General features: G+C 37.5%; 18 protein-coding genes. 16 read left to right on the forward strand and 2 right to left on the reverse strand.

Annotation, left to right across the window (positions count from 1 at the left end; translation table 11 throughout):
- The 16 genes from ACFIME_RS00640 to ACFIME_RS00715 form a co-directional block, all read left to right on the forward strand.
- A partial coding sequence (locus tag ACFIME_RS00640) for a YadA-like family protein (protein WP_375684350.1) occupies positions 1-436 on the forward strand: 436 nt, incomplete at its 5' end.
- The gene (locus ACFIME_RS00645) at positions 433-1,035 is read left to right on the forward strand and encodes an invasion associated locus B family protein (protein ID WP_375661948.1); all 603 of its coding nucleotides are present in this window, start codon (positions 433-435) and stop codon (positions 1,033-1,035) included. The genes ACFIME_RS00640 and ACFIME_RS00645, both read left to right, overlap by 4 nt.
- A 909-nt stretch (positions 1,036-1,944) precedes the next feature.
- Positions 1,945-3,255 (forward strand): Ppx/GppA phosphatase family protein, encoded by a 1,311-nt coding sequence (locus tag ACFIME_RS00650; RefSeq protein WP_375661947.1) that lies wholly within the window; start codon positions 1,945-1,947, stop codon positions 3,253-3,255.
- 29 nt (positions 3,256-3,284) lie between these two features.
- On the forward strand, positions 3,285-4,031 hold the full coding sequence (locus ACFIME_RS00655) for an RlmE family RNA methyltransferase (RefSeq protein ID WP_375634604.1): 747 nt from the start codon (positions 3,285-3,287) through the stop codon (positions 4,029-4,031).
- Between the two features lie 150 nt (positions 4,032-4,181).
- Entirely contained in the window at positions 4,182-5,207 is a 1,026-nt protein-coding gene (obgE, locus tag ACFIME_RS00660) for a GTPase ObgE (RefSeq protein ID WP_375684351.1), read from the forward strand.
- A gap of 1 nt (position 5,208) precedes the next feature.
- Positions 5,209-6,348 (forward strand): glutamate 5-kinase, encoded by a 1,140-nt coding sequence (proB, locus tag ACFIME_RS00665; protein WP_375661945.1) that lies wholly within the window; start codon positions 5,209-5,211, stop codon positions 6,346-6,348.
- Between the two features lie 45 nt (positions 6,349-6,393).
- Positions 6,394-7,650 carry a glutamate-5-semialdehyde dehydrogenase gene (locus ACFIME_RS00670; protein WP_375661944.1) on the forward strand — a complete coding sequence of 419 codons (1,257 nt, stop codon included), beginning with the start codon at positions 6,394-6,396 and terminating at the stop codon, positions 7,648-7,650.
- Between the two features lie 29 nt (positions 7,651-7,679).
- Complete coding sequence (locus tag ACFIME_RS00675; protein WP_375661943.1) at positions 7,680-8,273, forward strand: nicotinate-nucleotide adenylyltransferase; 594 nt, start codon at positions 7,680-7,682, stop codon at positions 8,271-8,273.
- Between the two features lie 109 nt (positions 8,274-8,382).
- Positions 8,383-8,769, forward strand: a complete 387-nt coding sequence (gene rsfS, locus ACFIME_RS00680) for a ribosome silencing factor (RefSeq protein WP_375661942.1) — start codon at positions 8,383-8,385, stop codon at positions 8,767-8,769.
- Between the two features lies 1 nt (position 8,770).
- Complete coding sequence (rlmH, locus tag ACFIME_RS00685; protein WP_375661941.1) at positions 8,771-9,253, forward strand: 23S rRNA (pseudouridine(1915)-N(3))-methyltransferase RlmH; 483 nt, start codon at positions 8,771-8,773, stop codon at positions 9,251-9,253.
- Positions 9,254-9,386: 133 nt separating this feature from the next.
- The gene (locus ACFIME_RS00690) at positions 9,387-10,628 is read left to right on the forward strand and encodes a murein hydrolase activator EnvC family protein (RefSeq protein ID WP_375661952.1); all 1,242 of its coding nucleotides are present in this window, start codon (positions 9,387-9,389) and stop codon (positions 10,626-10,628) included.
- Positions 10,618-11,928: a S41 family peptidase gene (locus tag ACFIME_RS00695; protein ID WP_273790634.1), complete on the forward strand. Its 1,311-nt coding sequence runs from the start codon at positions 10,618-10,620 to the stop codon at positions 11,926-11,928. The genes ACFIME_RS00690 and ACFIME_RS00695 overlap by 11 nt, the downstream gene beginning before the upstream one ends.
- Positions 11,929-11,967: 39 nt before the next feature.
- On the forward strand, positions 11,968-12,495 hold the full coding sequence (locus ACFIME_RS00700; RefSeq protein ID WP_375611860.1) for an RNA pyrophosphohydrolase: 528 nt from the start codon (positions 11,968-11,970) through the stop codon (positions 12,493-12,495).
- A 99-nt stretch (positions 12,496-12,594) separates the two neighbouring features.
- The gene (locus tag ACFIME_RS00705; RefSeq protein ID WP_375633907.1) at positions 12,595-13,155 is read left to right on the forward strand and encodes an invasion associated locus B family protein; all 561 of its coding nucleotides are present in this window, start codon (positions 12,595-12,597) and stop codon (positions 13,153-13,155) included.
- 327 nt (positions 13,156-13,482) lie between these two features.
- Positions 13,483-13,776: a YggT family protein gene (locus ACFIME_RS00710; RefSeq protein ID WP_375684352.1), complete on the forward strand. Its 294-nt coding sequence runs from the start codon at positions 13,483-13,485 to the stop codon at positions 13,774-13,776.
- Between the two features lie 22 nt (positions 13,777-13,798).
- On the forward strand, positions 13,799-14,113 hold the full coding sequence (locus ACFIME_RS00715) for a DUF167 domain-containing protein (protein WP_375684353.1): 315 nt from the start codon (positions 13,799-13,801) through the stop codon (positions 14,111-14,113).
- Between the two features lie 52 nt (positions 14,114-14,165).
- Here the strand turns inward: ACFIME_RS00715 and ppa are convergent, their stop codons facing one another.
- Together ppa and typA are read right to left on the reverse strand one after the other, a co-directional pair.
- Positions 14,166-14,696, reverse strand: coding sequence for an inorganic diphosphatase (gene ppa / locus ACFIME_RS00720; RefSeq protein ID WP_375661939.1), 531 nt, complete (start codon positions 14,694-14,696; stop codon positions 14,166-14,168).
- 79 nt (positions 14,697-14,775) lie between these two features.
- Positions 14,776-16,602: a translational GTPase TypA gene (typA, locus tag ACFIME_RS00725; protein WP_375684354.1), complete on the reverse strand. Its 1,827-nt coding sequence runs from the start codon at positions 16,600-16,602 to the stop codon at positions 14,776-14,778.
- Positions 16,603-17,247 lie beyond the last annotated feature (645 nt).

Genomic DNA, 17,247 nt, shown 5'->3' on the forward strand with positions numbered 1-17,247 from the left:
GATTGAAACAGGTTCTCAGCAAGCTGTTAATGGTGGTCAGTTGCATGATTATACTGAAGAGCAGATGAAGATAGTTCTTGAAGATGCCAATAAGTATACGGATGAGAAAGTTAGTGGTCTTGTCAATGATGCTGTTAACGAGTCGAAATCCTATACGGATATGAAGTTTGAGACATTGAATTATGCTATTGAGGATGTTCGCAAGGAAGCAAGACAAGCTGCTGCTATTGGTCTAGCGGTGTCCAACTTACGTTACTATGATATACCAGGATCTTTAAGTGTTTCATTTGGGAGTGGTTTATGGCGCAGTCAATCTGCATTTGCTATTGGTGCTGGTTATACATCTGAAGATGGAAATATTCGCTCGAATGTATCTGTGACAAGTGCTGGAGGTCATTGGGGAATAGGCGCTGGAATTACTCTGAGGTTGAGATGATAATAGAAAAAATAGCTGTTATTGTAAAAACGAGAAGTATGTTAGTAAAGGTTCTGTTTGCTCTTGCCTTAATAGGCAAGAGCGAAAGCTTTGCCAACGAGAACAATAATATTTATACAGTGCATCCACCGCGCTTATCGATACCTAAGGGAGAACCTGGCGAAACACGTCGAATTATTATGCAGTTTTATGATTGGACTTTGATTTGTGACGAAAAACAAAAGCTGAAACATAAGCAAGGTATATGTAATGTGACACAGACGGTTCATGATCAAGAAGGAAATACCATTTTTAGTTGGTCTCTTGTTTCTACGACAAGTGGTCAAGCAGTGATGCTTTTTCGAACATTGCCAAATTCTGATATAAATGTTCCGATTCAAATGTTTGTAAAAGGTGTTAAAAAACCTGTTCTTATTAATTATACGCAATGTAATGAAACGGTTTGTTTGGCACAATCACCTGTAGGTCCGGTTTTGACTAAACAAATAGAGCAGAACAATAAGGTACGTATTTCCTATAAAACTAAAGAAGGTAAGGTATTTTCTTTTACTGTACCATTTAAAGGGTTAAATGCAGCACTTAATTCTTTCCGTCCTTAGAATCCATCGAGTATTTTTAACAAGAGTCATTTTTCCATAAATTGTTGTATTATATTTCTGAGTGTAAATTATAAGGTCAAATAAGTAAGAAGTTTTATATAATATGATATCGAGGTGATTTGTTGGAAAGAGTGAGAGTTTTATGAATATAAAGTTACAGTAAGTTCTTTATATGTAATAGAAAATCAAGTTAGTGTTTTCCATAATGCTTAAAGAATGATTTCGTTAGTTATTAAAAGTAAAAAAGATTAGAAATACTCGATTTATTCCTTACAATAATGAGTAGGCTAAATTCTTTTTTTAAGCTTCAAATGGATTTTTAAAGCGGTCTGATTATGCATTAATATTTTTCAGATAAATTTATAATTCTAGAGATTTTTTTGAACGATAGTTTTTATTGGTATTCACAAAATAACAGCTATTGTAATTGCAGTTTGTGGTACTACAGAACTTTTATTTCAGCATAATCAAAGCTATTTCATTGCATATAACAAACGAGGCTCGTGTGTGGATAACGAGATTAAAAAAATTTTTCTTATAAACCGTACTAATGTATAGGTTGTTGTAACCTTAAGAGTCAGCAAATAGTATGATAGTGTAGGTTTGTTACAATAGAGGTGTGCTCCGTGTAAATGGTATAAAGAAAAGAGCATAATTTATAAAAATTGATGTGAACGTAAACGATTAATTTATAGTTTTAAGTTCATAAAGAGAAACATGATTTTACGGAAACAACCGAAAGATTATACAAAAATCTGAATGATGCTAGTGTAGAAAATTTTAATGATAGGAAAAGAAAGAGTGATTTCTTGTATTTATCATTTGATGCTGCATTATTGCTTTATTTAGAAATGAGCAGAAGAGTTTTCGCGTTTATTTATTGGGGGGAACGCTCAAGGGATAAGGGAAATGACCCCGTTAAATTATGGTTCAAAAGAGTTGAAGCGAGGAGAAATATACGATACCAAAGCAGATCAGTTGTATGATCAGTGCGGTAGTAATACAAATAATCATTCTGCATTGTCACGAACAGAGGCATATTCTGTCCTTGTTGATATAAAGAGACAACAGAGAAAAAAACATTATGAACAGAAACAGATTTTTGTTCAATCTGAGGCAGCTTTTGAGTTTCATAGTCAGATAATGATAGGTGCTCAAAAAACAAAAAAACTCAAAGCACCTTTTCTTCGACGGTTCCATTCAGTAAAATCTCCACCTCTTTATGCGGCACTTGATCTCGGAACAAATAATTGTCGTCTTCTTATCGCATCTCCCAGTAAACCTGGATATTTTCGTGTTGTTGATGCTTTTTCTCGTATTGTACGATTGGGAGAAGGTTTAATAAATAACGGTTTTCTTAATACACAAGCTATGGATCGTGCGATTGAAGCATTAAAGATTTGTCATTTAAAGCTAAAACAAAGGCATATTAAGCGTTATCGCTTGATTGCAACGGAAGCTTGTCGTTCTGCAGAAAATGGTAGACATTTTATTCAGCGTGTTTTGGAGGAGACAGGTCTTGAATTGGAAATTGTTGATCGGCAAACAGAAGCGCGTTTTGCTGTTACAGGGTGTAGTACACTTGTTGAACCAAATACTGACGCAATTGTGCTTTTTGATATTGGAGGAGGATCATCAGAAATTGTGCTACTTGATGTTTCTCAAAAGCGTTCTTTTCGTTTAGCTCGACAAATTATCGCTTGGACTTCTCTTCCTGTTGGTGTTGTTACGCTTGCTGAACGTTTTGGAGGGAATGATATTAGCTTAGACGATTTTGAAAAAATGAAAAGTTATGTGCGAGGGTTATTAAATAATTTTTCAGATCGTCATAAATTAGGAGAGTTAGCACAAGGTTCGAAGTTTCATCTTTTGGGAACCTCCGGTACGGTTACAACTTTAGCAGGAATGTATCTTAATTTAGAGCGTTATGATAGGAAAAAAGTGGATGGCATTTGGATGAATGATGCAGACATTACACTTATGACACAACGCCTATTATCATGGGATATAGAAAAACGTGTCATAAGTCCTTTTATTGGACGCGAGAGAGCAGATTTAGTTTTAGCTGGTTGTGCAATTTTAGATGTTATTCGGGAAGTTTGGCCAAGTCAGCGTTTAAGAGTTGCTGATCGTGGATTAAGGGAAGGAATTTTGATAGAGCTGATGTTACGCGATGGAGTATGGTGTCGTCATAGAAAGAGCAGAGATTTCAAGCGTTAGAGAATTAAATATGGAGACAATGAATAACGATGAAAAAAATAACAAAAACACCGAGAGGTGGCTATGGAGGCTCAGGGTCACATGAATTATATCAGCGCGTAAAAAAGAAAGCAGGAACCATTAAAGCTTCATCACGACGATGGTTAGAGAGGCATCTGAATGATCCTTATGTCCATCAATCAAAAGTAGATGGTTATCGTTCGCGTGCGGCTTATAAACTCATTGAAATTAATGAGCGCTATAGGTTTTTGAAAAAAGGTCAAAAGGTTATTGATCTAGGAGCAGCACCTGGGGGTTGGTGTCAGGTGGCTGAGCGTATAGTAGGGTCAAGTGATGAAGATCCTAGCGTTGTTGGTATTGATTATTTACATGTTGATCCATTACCTAGAGTTGCCATGTTGGAAATGGATTTTTTGCATACAGATGCACAGCAGAAATTAATTGAAACTTTAGGGACAAAACCGGATGTGGTTCTTTCTGATATGGCAGCGCCAACAACAGGTCATCGTCAGACGGATCATTTAAGAACGATTTATTTATGTGAAGTTGCGGCTGATTTTGCTCTTTCGGTTCTCAAGCCTGGGGGATATTTTTTAGTAAAGGCTTTTCAAGGGGGAGCAGAAAACACTCTTCTTGCAAGATTAAAACAGCATTTTAAAAAAGTCTACCATGTTAAACCACCCGCAAGCCGATCAGAATCAGTAGAGCTTTATCTTCTAGCGCTTGAATTTAAGGGAAAAAATACAAGAATAGCACCTTCTTTTAAGAAGACTTAACTTTACTTAACCTATTTAAATGTGATGATTTTTTTCTCAAAGAGTTATCAGCGATAGCGACAGTTTTTCTGTTATCAATGATGAAAAACTGGTAAAATTAATGTATTGCCTATAGAGGTAGAGAGATTGATTCCTCAGTGAGTGTTTCCAATGAAATTTCTTGATCAAGCTAAAGTTTATATTCGTTCTGGTAATGGAGGTTCTGGAGCAGTATCATTTCGCCGTGAAAAATTCATAGAATTTGGGGGGCCTGATGGAGGGAATGGAGGACGGGGTGGTGATGTCTGGGCTCTTGTTGTTGATGGGCTTAACACGCTGATTGATTATCGCTACCAACAGCATTTTAAAGCAAAAACAGGGGGACATGGCAAGGGGCGTAATATGACGGGTGAGAAGGGTGATGATGTCATCCTTAAAGTTCCGGTTGGGACGCAAATTTTTGAAGAAGATAATACAACGTTAATATGTGATTTAACGGAAGTGGGACAGCGCTATCGCCTTGCAAAAGGAGGGAATGGCGGTTTTGGCAATCTTCACTTTACAACATCGACAAATCGGGCACCGCGTCGTGCAAATCCAGGTTTGGCTGGAGAAGAGCGTGCAATATGGCTTCGTTTGAAGTTAATTGCTGATGCGGGGCTTGTTGGTTTACCAAATGCCGGAAAATCAACTTTTTTAGCTTCTGTAACGGCGGCAAAGCCAAAAGTTGCAGATTATCCTTTTACTACTCTACATCCTCATCTTGGTGTTTTACGAATTGATGGTCGTGAATTTGTTTTGGCTGATATTCCGGGGTTAATCGAAGGAGCCCATGAAGGGGTGGGAATTGGAGACCGTTTTTTAGGACATGTGGAACGTTGTCGTGTCCTCCTTCATTTGATTTCTGCTCAAGAAGAAGATGTTGCAAAAGCATATCAAATTGTGCGTCATGAACTTGAGGCATATGGAAATAATCTAAGTGATAAAACTGAAATTGTTGCTTTAAGCCAGATAGATACGCTAACGATTGAAGAGCGTAAAACAAAACAGGAAGCTTTGCAAAAAGTAACGGATCAACCTGTTATGATGTTTTCTGCGGTTAGCCGCGAAGGTTTAGAAAATGTGCTGCGTGCTGGTGCACATATTATTGAAATGTCACGCAAAGAGGAGATTAGTGGGGATAGCAAGGTTGATTGAGATGGCTGTTGGATCGCAAAAACTTACACACTATAAACGTATTGTGGTCAAGATTGGATCTGCCCTTTTGGTTGATCCTCAGACAGGTTTGCGGGTTGAATGGCTTAACAGCTTGATTAGTGATGTTGTTGAATTGCACAAAAAAGGCGTAGAGATATTGTTGGTGTCTTCAGGCGCTATTGCTTTAGGAAGGACATTGCTACAGCTTCCTAAGGGGGCTTTGAAATTGGAAGAAAGTCAGGCATGTGCTGCTTTGGGGCAAATTGAGTTAGCTAAAACCTATGGTGATGCGCTTGCTCAACATGGGCTCAAAACGGGTCAAATTTTGCTCACTTTATTTGATACGGAAGAGCGAAGGCGTTATCTCAATGCACGTGCGACGATTAATGTACTTTTACGTTTTAGAGCAGTACCTGTTATTAATGAGAATGATACTGTTGCGACAAATGAAATTCGTTATGGTGATAATGATCGTTTAGCTGCACGTGTGGCAACAATGATGGGGGCAGATCTTTTAATACTTTTATCTGATATTGATGGTCTTTATACAAAGTCTCCCCATGGTGATCCAACGGCTGAATTTATACCTTTTGTTGCATCCATTACGCATGATATCGAAAAAATGGCAGATGTTGCTGCTTCAGAGTTTTCAAGGGGAGGAATGAAGACCAAGCTTGATGCTGGAAAGATAGCTAATGCTGCTGGAACGGCGATGATTATTACTTCAGGCAAGCGTATGAATCCCCTTGCAGCAATTGACAAAGGTGAACGCAAGAGTTTTTTTGCGGCAAGTAAGAAATCTGTCAATGCTTGGAAAACATGGATTTCTGGTCATTTAGATCCATCTGGTGTTTTGACGATTGATCAAGGAGCCATTAGGGCTCTTGAAACAGGAAAATCGTTATTAGCAGCAGGGGTTATTGGCGTTGAGGGAAATTTCCAGCGTGGGGATACGGTTGCAATTGTTGGTACAGATGGGGTTGAGATTGCGCGTGGACTTGTAAGCTATGACAAAGATGAGGCTGTACGCATTATAGGACATAAAAGTGAAGAAATTGAAGCTATTCTTGGGTATGAGGCCCGCTCTGCTATGGTGCATCGTAATGATATGATTGTACGTTGCTTGATCAATTCTGTTTAAAAAAGTTACTTTTGTTTTTATTGTTTTCGCAGAGTGGATAATACGATGACTTTAGAAGAACAAATGAAAGATATGGGACAAAAAGCACGCTATGCCGCTGCAGCGTTGGCCGTTGCTTCTTCTGAGCAAAAGAATAATGCATTAGAAATGATCGCTTTAAGTCTAGAGGCTCAGTCAGATGAAATTTTACGGGCGAATTGTCAAGATTTAGAGAATGCTGCTCAGAATAATTTGAAAGCTGCAATAATTGATCGGCTAAAATTAGATGACTTGCGTTTACGTGCAATGATAGACAGTGTTCGCCAAGTTGCTCGTTTATCTGATCCTGTTGGACAAGTGATGGATGAATGGACGCGTCCAAATGGGCTTCATATAAGTCGTGTACGAACACCTCTTGGTGTGATTGGCATTATTTATGAAAGTCGTCCCAATGTTACAGTTGATGCGAGTTCTTTGTGCTTAAAAGCAGGTAATGCTGCGATTTTGCGCGGTGGTTCGGATAGCTTTCATTCTTCTCATGCTCTTCATTTAGCTTTGGTACAAGGTTTAGAGCGCTCTGGTTTACCCAAAGATGCTATCCAAATGGTTGGAACGACAGATCGTGCTGCCGTTGGGGAAATGCTCAAAGGATTGGATGGAGCGATTGATGTGATCGTACCACGTGGTGGAAAGAGCCTTGTTGCCCGCGTTCAGTCTGATGCACGTGTTCCAATTTTTGCTCATTTGGAGGGACTTTGTCATATTTATATTGATAAATCGGCAGATTTAAATATGGCACGCAATATTGTTTTAAATGCAAAGCTGCGGCGAACAGGGATATGCGGTGCTGTTGAGACAGTTCTCATTGACAGCCAAGCATTAAAAAAGTTTCTTCCTGTTTTAACTGCTTTACAGGAGAAGGGATGTGAAATTCGCGCCACAGAAGATATTGTTTTTCTTATGCCAGATGTCAAATTAGCTTCTGAAGAAGATTGGTCGCATGAATATCTTGATGCTATTCTTTCTGTTAAAACGGTTGAGGGTGTTGAGGGAGCCATTGCTCATATCAAGCGTTATTCATCAGGACATACGGAATCGATTATTGCTGAGGATTTGGAAGTGGTGAAGAATTTTTTTAATCATTTAGATTCAGCTATTTTGCTGCACAATGCATCTACACAATTTGCTGATGGAGGTGAATTTGGTTTTGGAATGGAAATTGGTATCGCAACAGGAAAAATGCATGCACGTGGTCCCATAGGTGTTGAACAGCTAACATCATTTCAATATCACGTTAAAGGAAATGGTCAGGTTAGAGCTTGAGAACACTATTTTTTCCATGGAAAAATTGTATGCCACATGTTGAAAGATCTAATGTTGTGGGTCTTTTTGGTGGTTCCTTTAATCCACCGCATGCGGGGCATCTTCTTGTTGCAAAAATTGCCATTCGGCGTTTGTATCTTGATCAGTTATGGTGGATGATCACTCCAGGAAATCCTTTAAAGGATTGCACACAGTTGCTCTCTTTAGAGGAGAGAATGCAATTAAGTTTTAAACTTATTGACCATCCAAAAATTCGCTTAACAGGTTTTGAACAGGCTATAGGGAGCAAAGTATCAGTAGATACGATTTTTCATATTCTTACCCATTACAGTGGCGTAAATTTTGTATGGATTATGGGGGCAGATAGTTTTGCGACGATACATCATTGGTATCGATGGCATGATATCGTCTCTATGCTTCCTATTGCGATTATTGATCGTCCTTTAGGCAATCGGTCAGCACTTTCTTCTCCTATGGCACATATTTATCGCCGTTTTCGTTTGGATGAGAGAGAAAGTAAGCGATTACCTTTTATCAAGCCACCAGTTTGGACTTATTTGCATGGACCTTTATCTTTTCAATCTTCAACAAACCTTCGTTTGAAGAAAAATGATTTTTCTTGAACATTTCATAAGATTCTGCTTCTCTTTAGAGAAGTCTCTTTTAGATTCCACAACGATAAGAAAGGATATTGATCTGAAAAACGTTGCACACAAACACTCTTATGAAATTATGCCTTCAAAAGAAAAAAAAGTTTTTTCTGTGAGTGAGAGTCTTGAAGTTATTCTCAAGAGTTTAGAAGATACAAAAGCAGAAGATATTGTTGCTATTGATATTCGAGGGAAGTCATCTTTGGCTGATTATATGGTCATAGCTTCAGCAAATTCGCAGCGTCATGTATCGTCTGTTGCTGATCATTTATTACATACTTGGAAAGATAGTGGGCAGGGGCTTGTGCGTGTAGAAGGGCTTGCTGGAGGTGACTGGGTATTGATTGATACAGGTGATATTATCATTCATCTTTTTCGTCCAGAAATTCGTCTTTTTTATAATTTAGAAAAAATATGGATGACGCCGGATTTAAACGATACGGCTTTGCTTCTCTTCGGAGATCATTAAAATGCAAATTTCTGTTTTTGCGGTTGGTCGTATGAAAAGTGGGGCGGAGCAAAAACTAGTTCAGCATTATTTGGATCGTTTTTCTAAAATTTCTGGAGATGTGGGCTTTCATTTAAAAAAGTTACAAGAGATACCAGAAAGTCGTGCTCAAACAGTTTGTCAACGTATGGAGGAAGAGGGGAGAAAACTTATTGAATTTTTACCTGAAAAATGTCGATTAATTGTGTTAGATGAGCGTGGAGAATCGATTTCTTCAACTTCTTTTTCTGAAAAATTGAGGTGTTATCGTGATGAGGGCATTCGAGATGTCGTCATCGCTTTGGGAGGACCTGATGGGCATAATGAACAAATAAGGAAGCATGCTGATTTTCTTTTATCTTTTGGTTTGATGACGTGGCCACATCAAATTGCACGTATTCTTCTTACAGAACAACTTTACCGCGCTGTAACAATTGAAAATAATCATCCGTATCATCGTTTTTAATATTTTTGTTCAATTTTTAGCACTTATTTATATGTTTATTAATATTGTTTTAGCTGACACCATTTAAAGCATCTCTAATGTATACGATGAGGTGTCATGGTTTTTGCAAATGAAAAAGCTTCTTCATAGAAAGATGCTATATTTATATGAGGAGTGCGTCATATTTGTCATTCTGCTCTTGAGTATGTTTTTTTGCTTTTCTGTATCGCATGCGGAAGAAATGAGGAGTACGGAAGTACATAAAGAATTGGGAGAAATTCGCCAAAATATTTCATTTTCGCGTGAGCGTGTTATTTTTCTTATGCATCAAGTTGAGCATTTAAAAAAAGATCAACGTGTTTTGAGTGATGCACTCATAAAGGCGGCTAAAGAAGAACGTATAGTAGCAGATGATATTGCTAAAAGGGAAGAAAAGCTTAAAAAAATGATAGAAAAGCGGGTACAAGTCTATCAAAGTTTAAAAAATCGTCGTGCTGAATTTGCGGAAGTTCTTGCAATTTTGGAACGTATGGGATTGAATCCGCCTCCTGCTCTTATGATGCAGCCAGAGGACGCGTTGGCTTCTATACGTAGTTCTGTTTTATTAGGTACTGTTATTCCTCAGATGCAAGAGAAAACACGAGATTTAAAAGGGGAACTCAAGGAGTTGACCAATTTGAGTAATTCCATTACTACGGAATATACGGCATTAAAGACAAAACTGCAAAATCAAGCAGAGCAGCGAAAACGTCTAGAGCTTTTATTAGACCAAAAAAACAAACTACAAAAAAAATCAGAAAAAGAACTTACAGAACAGCAACAAAAAAATATTGCTCTTGCTAAAAAAGCGCAGTCTTTGGAAGAATTGATTTTAGAGCTCGATCGTCAGTCAAAACTTAGCTCTGATGCATCAGTACAGGTACGGAAAAGTTTACAATTGTTAGAACAGTCCAATTTTGAAAGCCGAAAAGGTTCTTTACTTTTTCCTGTTTCAGGAAAAAGAATACATCACTCTAACAAAAGTTCGCAGATTACGCGCTTTGGTGAAACGATAGAAACAGAGTCAGGAGCTGTTGTTATTTCACCTGTGGATGCTTTTGTTGCTTTTGCTGGGCCATTTCGTTCTTACGGACATTTAATCATTCTCAATGTTGGAAATGGTTATCATATCATTCTTACTGGAATGTCGAGAATTAATGTAAAACAGGGGCAGTTTGTTCTTTCAGGTGAGCCTCTGGGTATAATGGAGATGCAATTTATTTCAAACAGTGTTGCATTGGATATAGGAAAAACTTCTCCAATGCTTTACATTGAGTTTAGAAAGCAGGGAAAACCTGTAAATCCAACTCCTTGGTGGCAGACTGAAAAAATAAGAAGGAGCCAAAATGATTCGTAAAGTTATTCTTTTGGTCGCTGGGGTATTGCTCGGCGCCTGTTCAATGATTATGGTGCAGTCTGTTGCTGCGAATAATGAAGATAATGCATATAAAAAGCTAGCTATATTTGGCGATGTTTTTGAGCGTGTGCGTATGCAATACGTTACAGTTCCAGATGATAAAAAGCTTATTGAAAATGCTATCAATGGCATGCTCACATCACTGGACCCTCATTCATCTTATTTGAATGCTGAAGAAGCCAAGGATATGCGGGATTCTACGAAAGGAGAGTTCGGAGGTCTTGGTATTGAGGTCACTATGGAAAAAAACTTAATTAAAGTTGTTTCACCAATGGATGATACTCCCGCTTCAAAAGCAGGTATTCTAGCAGGAGACCTTATTTCAAAAATTGATGATGTACAAACGAATGGTCAAACATTGAATGAAGCTGTTAATAAGATGCGAGGTGCTCCTGGAACACCAATTACCTTAACAATTATTCGTTCTGGCGTTGATAAGCCATTTGAAGTGAAGATTGTTCGTGATATTATCAAAGTAAAAGCGGTGAAATATCGGGTTGAGGGTGATATTGGATATTTAAGAGTTATCCAGTTTTCTGAACAGACATTAAATAATCTTCTAGCGGCAATTAAAGATATCCAATCTAAAATTCCTGAAGATAAGCTAAAAGGTTACGTCCTTGATTTGCGGCTTAATCCGGGTGGGCTTTTAGATCAAGCTGTTAATGTTTCGAGTGCTTTTCTCAATAAAGGTGAAATTGTGTCAACTCGTGGGCGCAAAAAGAGTGATGTGACAAGATTTGATGCGAAGCCAGGTGATGTCATCAATGGAAAACCGCTCATTGTTCTTATTAATGGTGGTTCAGCAAGTGCTTCTGAAATTGTTGCGGGTGCATTGCAAGATCATCGTCGTGCAACAATTTTAGGGACGCAGTCTTTTGGTAAAGGATCTGTTCAAACAATTATTCCTTTGGGTGAAAATGGGGCTTTACGCTTAACAACAGCACTTTATTACACGCCATCAGGCACTTCTATTCAAGGAACAGGGATTACGCCTGATATTATTGTAGAGCAACCACTTCCTGAAAAATATAAAGGTTATGATGTAAAAGTTGGTGAGTCTGCATTAAAAGGACATATCAAAGGAAAACGAGAAAGTAATAAAGGATCTGGTTCAGCTGCTTTTGTTCCCAAAGACCCTAAAGATGATATTCAATTGAATGAGGCCTATAAACTGTTACGAGGTGAAATGGCAAATGCAGCATTTCCACCAGATCCCAATAAGGATGTGTTAAAGTGAGAATTGATATCTATAGCTTGCGATTTTGAGGAATATTAAATGGATGCAGATATTAATTTGAAGATTCTTCCATATCGCAAATGTGTTGGGATTGTTGTCTTTAATCATGAGGGGAAAGTGTGGGTTGGGCGTCGTTTAATGATGCCCATTCATGCAGATGCAGATATTGACATATCTCATCGTTGGCAGCTTCCTCAAGGAGGGATTGATGAAGATGAAAAACCATTAGATGCGGCATATCGTGAACTTTATGAAGAAACGGGTATTCGATCTGTAAAGTTGATTAAAGAAGCACAAAATTGGTTCCATTATGATTTTCCACAAGAACTTATTGGGTGCACATTAACAAATAAATATCGTGGGCAAATACAAAAATGGTTTGCTTTCCAGTTTACAGGAAAGCTTTCTGAAATTGCGATTAATCCGCCACCAGATGGCAATAAAGCGGAATTCGATCAATGGAAATGGATTGATCTAGAAACCCTTCCGTTGATTGCTGTTTCTTTTAAAAAGCACGTTTATACGAAAGTTGTCAGCGAATTTCGAGGTAGCCTTAGACCATTATAAAAGCTATATGATTATGAGAAAGCTTTTTTTATTAAGATGCTTTATATTATAATAAATAATAAACATGTTTATCTTTTATGTAAAGAACAGGAATATAAAATGAAAAAGTTATTTAATTTACTTATAGTTTTTACTCTCTTGAGTATTTCATCTGTTGCATTTGCAACAAGTTCAAAGCCTCCTGCATCAAAAGATGCGGCAGCGACATTGCCAAATGGAGCTTCTTCGTTGACTGAAACCTACGGTTTGTGGACTATTAACTGTGGTATACAAGAAGGGAAAAGAATTTGTTTTATGCACCGTCAAGAAGTGAATGAGCAGGGGCGTGTTGTTGTGGCTATGGGCCTTACTCTCGATGCTGAGGGTGTTGTATCTGGTAATTTAACAGTTCCTTTTGGCATTTTGGTTTCTAAGCCTGTTCGTTTACAAGTTGATGAGGGAAAAGCTGTTATCGAAACCGGTATCCGGACTTGTGTACCAGCAGGTTGTGTGGTTCCTGTCGTTTTTGACAAAAATCACGTAGCAGCTTTACGTTCTGGAAAAAAGTTAAAGTTGGCGATGACAATTGCTGCTGCAGGTGAACCAGCTTTGAATGATTTATTTGTTCAGCTAGATGGTTTTAGCAGTGCTCTTAATCGTTTGACTGCTTTGCAGAAATAATTTTAAAACTAAAAGCGGACTTTAAAAGGCCGCTTTTAGTTTGTTTGTTTTTTATAATTAATAATTAAAATGATGAGATTTAAGATTAATCCTATTAAGGAATATTCAGATTTTTTGCTGTTTCTTCTATTTTATGTGCTATTTTTAATTTTGATATTTGTTTTCTAACTGCATCGTCATTAAATAGAGAGATGAAGAATTTAGATGTCTGGTTTTTATTCAAGAAAAAAGAGTATTGAAATATAAAACCATTTTTTGATACACAGACCTGCTTTAATGAAGGTTTTCTATACGCTCTTCTGTTTCCTTGATTGAAAGGGATGACGCATGATTTATGCATTGCTTCGAACGATTGATTTGATTTTTGAGATTTATATTGATATTTTAATCGCTAGTGTCATTTTTTCTTGGCTTTATGTCTTTAATATCATAAATTCGCGCAATCGCTTTGTTGTTTTGATAGGAAGCTTTCTATATCGTCTTACAAATCCCATTCTAAGCCGTATCCGGCAAATTTTACCAAATTTTGGAACAATTGATATTTCACCTATTATAGTTTTTATTATTATTTATTTTATTCGTACTTTCATGTGGCGCGTTTACTCAAACATGTATTTATAGAAATATTACTTGAGGCGAATACATGTTTTATCAAGTTGATGAAAATAACTTGATTTTGTTTGTATATCTCATTCCTAAATCATCAGTTGACAAAATAATAGGGGTTGAATGTAGGGATGGTGAAAAACAATATCTGGTTATACGCCTTCGGGCTGTTCCTGAAGATGGAAAAGCGAATAAAGCTCTCATTAAATTTCTTGCGAAGCAGTGGAAAATCCCATCTTCTTCTATTTCTCTGAAAAGCGGCGCAATATCTCGCTACAAACAACTTTACTTTTCAACACATTTAGAAAAGCTAAAGCAGATATGGCAATCCTTTAGAGATTACATCTCGTAGAAAAAATAAATAACAAAGCCTATTTTTTATAGGCTTTATTTTATTAAAATCGTTATACTTTTTTATTGCGCTCAACAGCTTGCTTAATTAATTCATGAGCAAAGTTTTTATCACCCCATCCTTCAATTTTAGCCCATTTTCCAGGTTCCAGATCTTTGTAATGCTTGAAGAAATGTTCAATTTGTTTGAGTGTAATCTCGGGCAGGTCTGTATAGTCATGAATATTGATATAGCGTTTTGTTAATTTTGTAGTGGGAATGGCAATAATTTTTTCATCTTTACCACCATCATCTTCCATCATTAGAGCTCCGATGGGGCGAACATTGATAACACAACCAGGCATAAGTGGACGGGTATTACAGATAAGGACATCAATAGGATCACCATCATCTGAAAGCGTATGAGGGACAAAACCGTAATTTCCAGGATAAACCATTGATGTATGAAGAAAACGGTCAACAAATAATGCACCCGACTTTTTATCCATCTCATATTTTATTGGTTGCCCACCAAGGGAGACTTCCACAATAACGTTAATATCTTCTGGTGGATTTTTGCCTACGGGTATTTCCTTAATATTCATAGAGACATCCTTTCTGGAATATAGTGAGGCTCAATACAATTAAATATTTTATAAATATTTTACCAAAGAGATTATGAAATTAATTTGAAATTGATGCACGTGTTTTTTCAAAACGTTTACGTTCATTAGGATCAAGATAGAGTTTGCGGAGACGAATATTTTTAGGGGTTACTTCCACAAGCTCATCATCTTGTATCCACGATAAGGCGCGTTCTAACGTCATTTTAATGGGAGGCGTTAGCTTTACGGCTTCATCTTTTCCGGAAGCGCGCATATTGGTGAGTTTTTTCCCTTTTAACACATTAACTTCTAAGTCATTATCTCGTGAGTGGATGCCAATAATCATACCTTGATAGACTTTCACACCCGCATCGATGATCATAGGTCCACGATCTTCAAGATTAAAAAGAGCATAAGCGACAGATTCACCGTTGTCATTTGAAATCATAACACCATTAACACGACCAGCAATGTCTCCTTTATAAGGTTCATAAGCATGGAAAAGGCGATTCATAATTGCTGTACCACGTGTGTCCGTTAAAAGTTCAGATTGATAACCAATGAGTCCTCGGGTTGGGGCATAAAAGACAAGGCGGACACGATTACCTCCAGAAGGACGTAACTCCACCATTTCGCCTTTACGTTCAGACATTTTTTGTACAACAATACCGGAATATTCTTCATCAACATCGATAACAACTTCTTCGATTGGCTCAAGAGTTATTCCATTTTCATCTTTTTGCATAACAACACGTGGACGTGAAACACTAAGCTCAAATCCTTCACGGCGCATATTTTCAATAAGAACTGCAAGCTGTAATTCTCCTCGTCCTGAAACGTAGAAAGAATCTTTATCGGCTGATTCTTCAATTTTAAGAGCGACATTGCCTTCTGCTTCTTTTAACAATCGGTCACGAATGACACGACTTGTTACTTTATTGCCTTCAGTTCCAGCAAGGGGACTATCGTTGACGAGAAAACTCATAGTAACAGTAGGAGGATCAATTGGTTGGGCAGTAAGGGGTTCATTGACAGTAGGGTCACAGAAAGTATCAGCAACGGTACCTTTTTGTAGACCTGCAATCGCAACAATATCACCAGCACTTCCTTCTTCAATAGGTTGCCGTTCTAAGCCACGAAATGCTAAAATTTTTGAAATACGCCCAGTTTCTAAAAGTTTTCCATCTTGTCCAAGAACCTTGACATTTTGATTGGGTTTTAAAGAGCCAGAATGAATCCGTCCTGTAATAATTCGTCCCAAAAACGGATCCGCTTCAAGAATAGTTCCAATCATGCGAAACGGTCCTTCTGCTAAACTAGGAGAAGGGACATGCTGCGTCACAAGATCAAATAAAGGACCTAATCCCTGATCTTTTGGTCCTTCAGGGGCTTCAGCCATCCATCCATCGCGTCCAGATCCATAAAGAATAGGAAAATCAAGCTGTTCATCGGTTGCGTCAAGAGCAGCGAAAAGGTCAAAAACCTCATTAATGACTTCATCAACGCGTGCATCCGGTCGGTCAATTTTATTAATAGCAACAATAGGGCGCAATCCTATTTTCAATGCTTTGCCAACGACAAATTTTGTTTGTGGCATTGGTCCTTCAGCAGCATCAACAAGTACAATGGCTCCATCAACCATATTGAGGATGCGTTCAACTTCTCCACCAAAGTCAGCGTGACCTGGTGTATCAACAATATTAATTCGAGTATCTTTCCAAACAACAGATGTCACTTTCGCTAGGATTGTAATTCCGCGTTCTTTCTCAATATCGTTTGAATCCATCATACGTTCGCTTGTACGCTGATTATCACGGAAGTTTCCTGATTGCTTGAGAAGCCCGTCTACAAGCGTTGTTTTCCCATGGTCAACGTGGGCAATGATGGCAATGTTACGCAATTGCATAAATTTTCTTCTTTTCGTTTAATGAAATTTCATTTGAGGCAAAGTCTTTACATTCTTTGCCTGACTATTAGAAAACCTTTTACATGTTTTTTTATAATTTTGGAAGATGGAGGCAATATTTTTATGGCAAAACTATTTATCCAAGTCTTTAAGGCTCTATTGAGCTTCAATTTCTGAAGCTTCGTAAAAGTTTTTTATAGTACGTATGTTCTATTCTCGAGCTAAGAATTATCCCAAAAATCACAGTCAATTTGATTTTTATCAATATGACACAAGAAATTTATATGAGCTCTTGTAAGAGTAAGTAAGTATAAAGCTAGCCATATTATTGTTGTTGTTTTGCAAAGAGATTAATAAAAATCCGGAATATCTCTCAATCCATAGCCAATTTATTGACAACTGTACAACATTCTTATTCTAAATAAAGCTTTTTCTTATTCTATAACTTGTCAATCAAAATCCAGATTTAATGCAATCGTGTATTTGAGGTAAATATTGAGACGATTAAGAATTTTATAAGAAGTTCTAGCTTTTGTATGCCAGATTAGGGCAAGAGTTATATCTGTTTGATTTATTTATGAACTCGGCATACAGTCTTATTTAGAAAGAATATGAAGGCATCCAAAGAAAATTCCCATCTTTGCT

The organism is Bartonella sp. AP1QHHD (assembly GCF_042196265.1).
Classification (GTDB): domain Bacteria; phylum Pseudomonadota; class Alphaproteobacteria; order Rhizobiales; family Rhizobiaceae; genus Bartonella.

Coding starts and splice junctions, on each gene's coding strand:
- ACFIME_RS00645 (WP_375661948.1), top strand. CDS start 433: ATGATAATAGAAAAAATAGCTGTTATTGTAAAAACGAGAAGTATGTTA.
- ACFIME_RS00650 (WP_375661947.1), top strand. CDS start 1,945: ATGACCCCGTTAAATTATGGTTCAAAAGAGTTGAAGCGAGGAGAAATA.
- ACFIME_RS00655 (WP_375634604.1), top strand. CDS start 3,285: ATGAAAAAAATAACAAAAACACCGAGAGGTGGCTATGGAGGCTCAGGG.
- obgE (WP_375684351.1), top strand. CDS start 4,182: ATGAAATTTCTTGATCAAGCTAAAGTTTATATTCGTTCTGGTAATGGA.
- proB (WP_375661945.1), top strand. CDS start 5,209: ATGGCTGTTGGATCGCAAAAACTTACACACTATAAACGTATTGTGGTC.
- ACFIME_RS00670 (WP_375661944.1), top strand. CDS start 6,394: ATGACTTTAGAAGAACAAATGAAAGATATGGGACAAAAAGCACGCTAT.
- ACFIME_RS00675 (WP_375661943.1), top strand. CDS start 7,680: ATGCCACATGTTGAAAGATCTAATGTTGTGGGTCTTTTTGGTGGTTCC.
- rsfS (WP_375661942.1), top strand. CDS start 8,383: ATGCCTTCAAAAGAAAAAAAAGTTTTTTCTGTGAGTGAGAGTCTTGAA.
- rlmH (WP_375661941.1), top strand. CDS start 8,771: ATGCAAATTTCTGTTTTTGCGGTTGGTCGTATGAAAAGTGGGGCGGAG.
- ACFIME_RS00690 (WP_375661952.1), top strand. CDS start 9,387: ATGCTATATTTATATGAGGAGTGCGTCATATTTGTCATTCTGCTCTTG.
- ACFIME_RS00695 (WP_273790634.1), top strand. CDS start 10,618: ATGATTCGTAAAGTTATTCTTTTGGTCGCTGGGGTATTGCTCGGCGCC.
- ACFIME_RS00700 (WP_375611860.1), top strand. CDS start 11,968: ATGGATGCAGATATTAATTTGAAGATTCTTCCATATCGCAAATGTGTT.
- ACFIME_RS00705 (WP_375633907.1), top strand. CDS start 12,595: ATGAAAAAGTTATTTAATTTACTTATAGTTTTTACTCTCTTGAGTATT.
- ACFIME_RS00710 (WP_375684352.1), top strand. CDS start 13,483: ATGATTTATGCATTGCTTCGAACGATTGATTTGATTTTTGAGATTTAT.
- ACFIME_RS00715 (WP_375684353.1), top strand. CDS start 13,799: ATGTTTTATCAAGTTGATGAAAATAACTTGATTTTGTTTGTATATCTC.
- ppa (WP_375661939.1), bottom strand. CDS start 14,696: ATGAATATTAAGGAAATACCCGTAGGCAAAAATCCACCAGAAGATATT.
- typA (WP_375684354.1), bottom strand. CDS start 16,602: ATGCAATTGCGTAACATTGCCATCATTGCCCACGTTGACCATGGGAAA.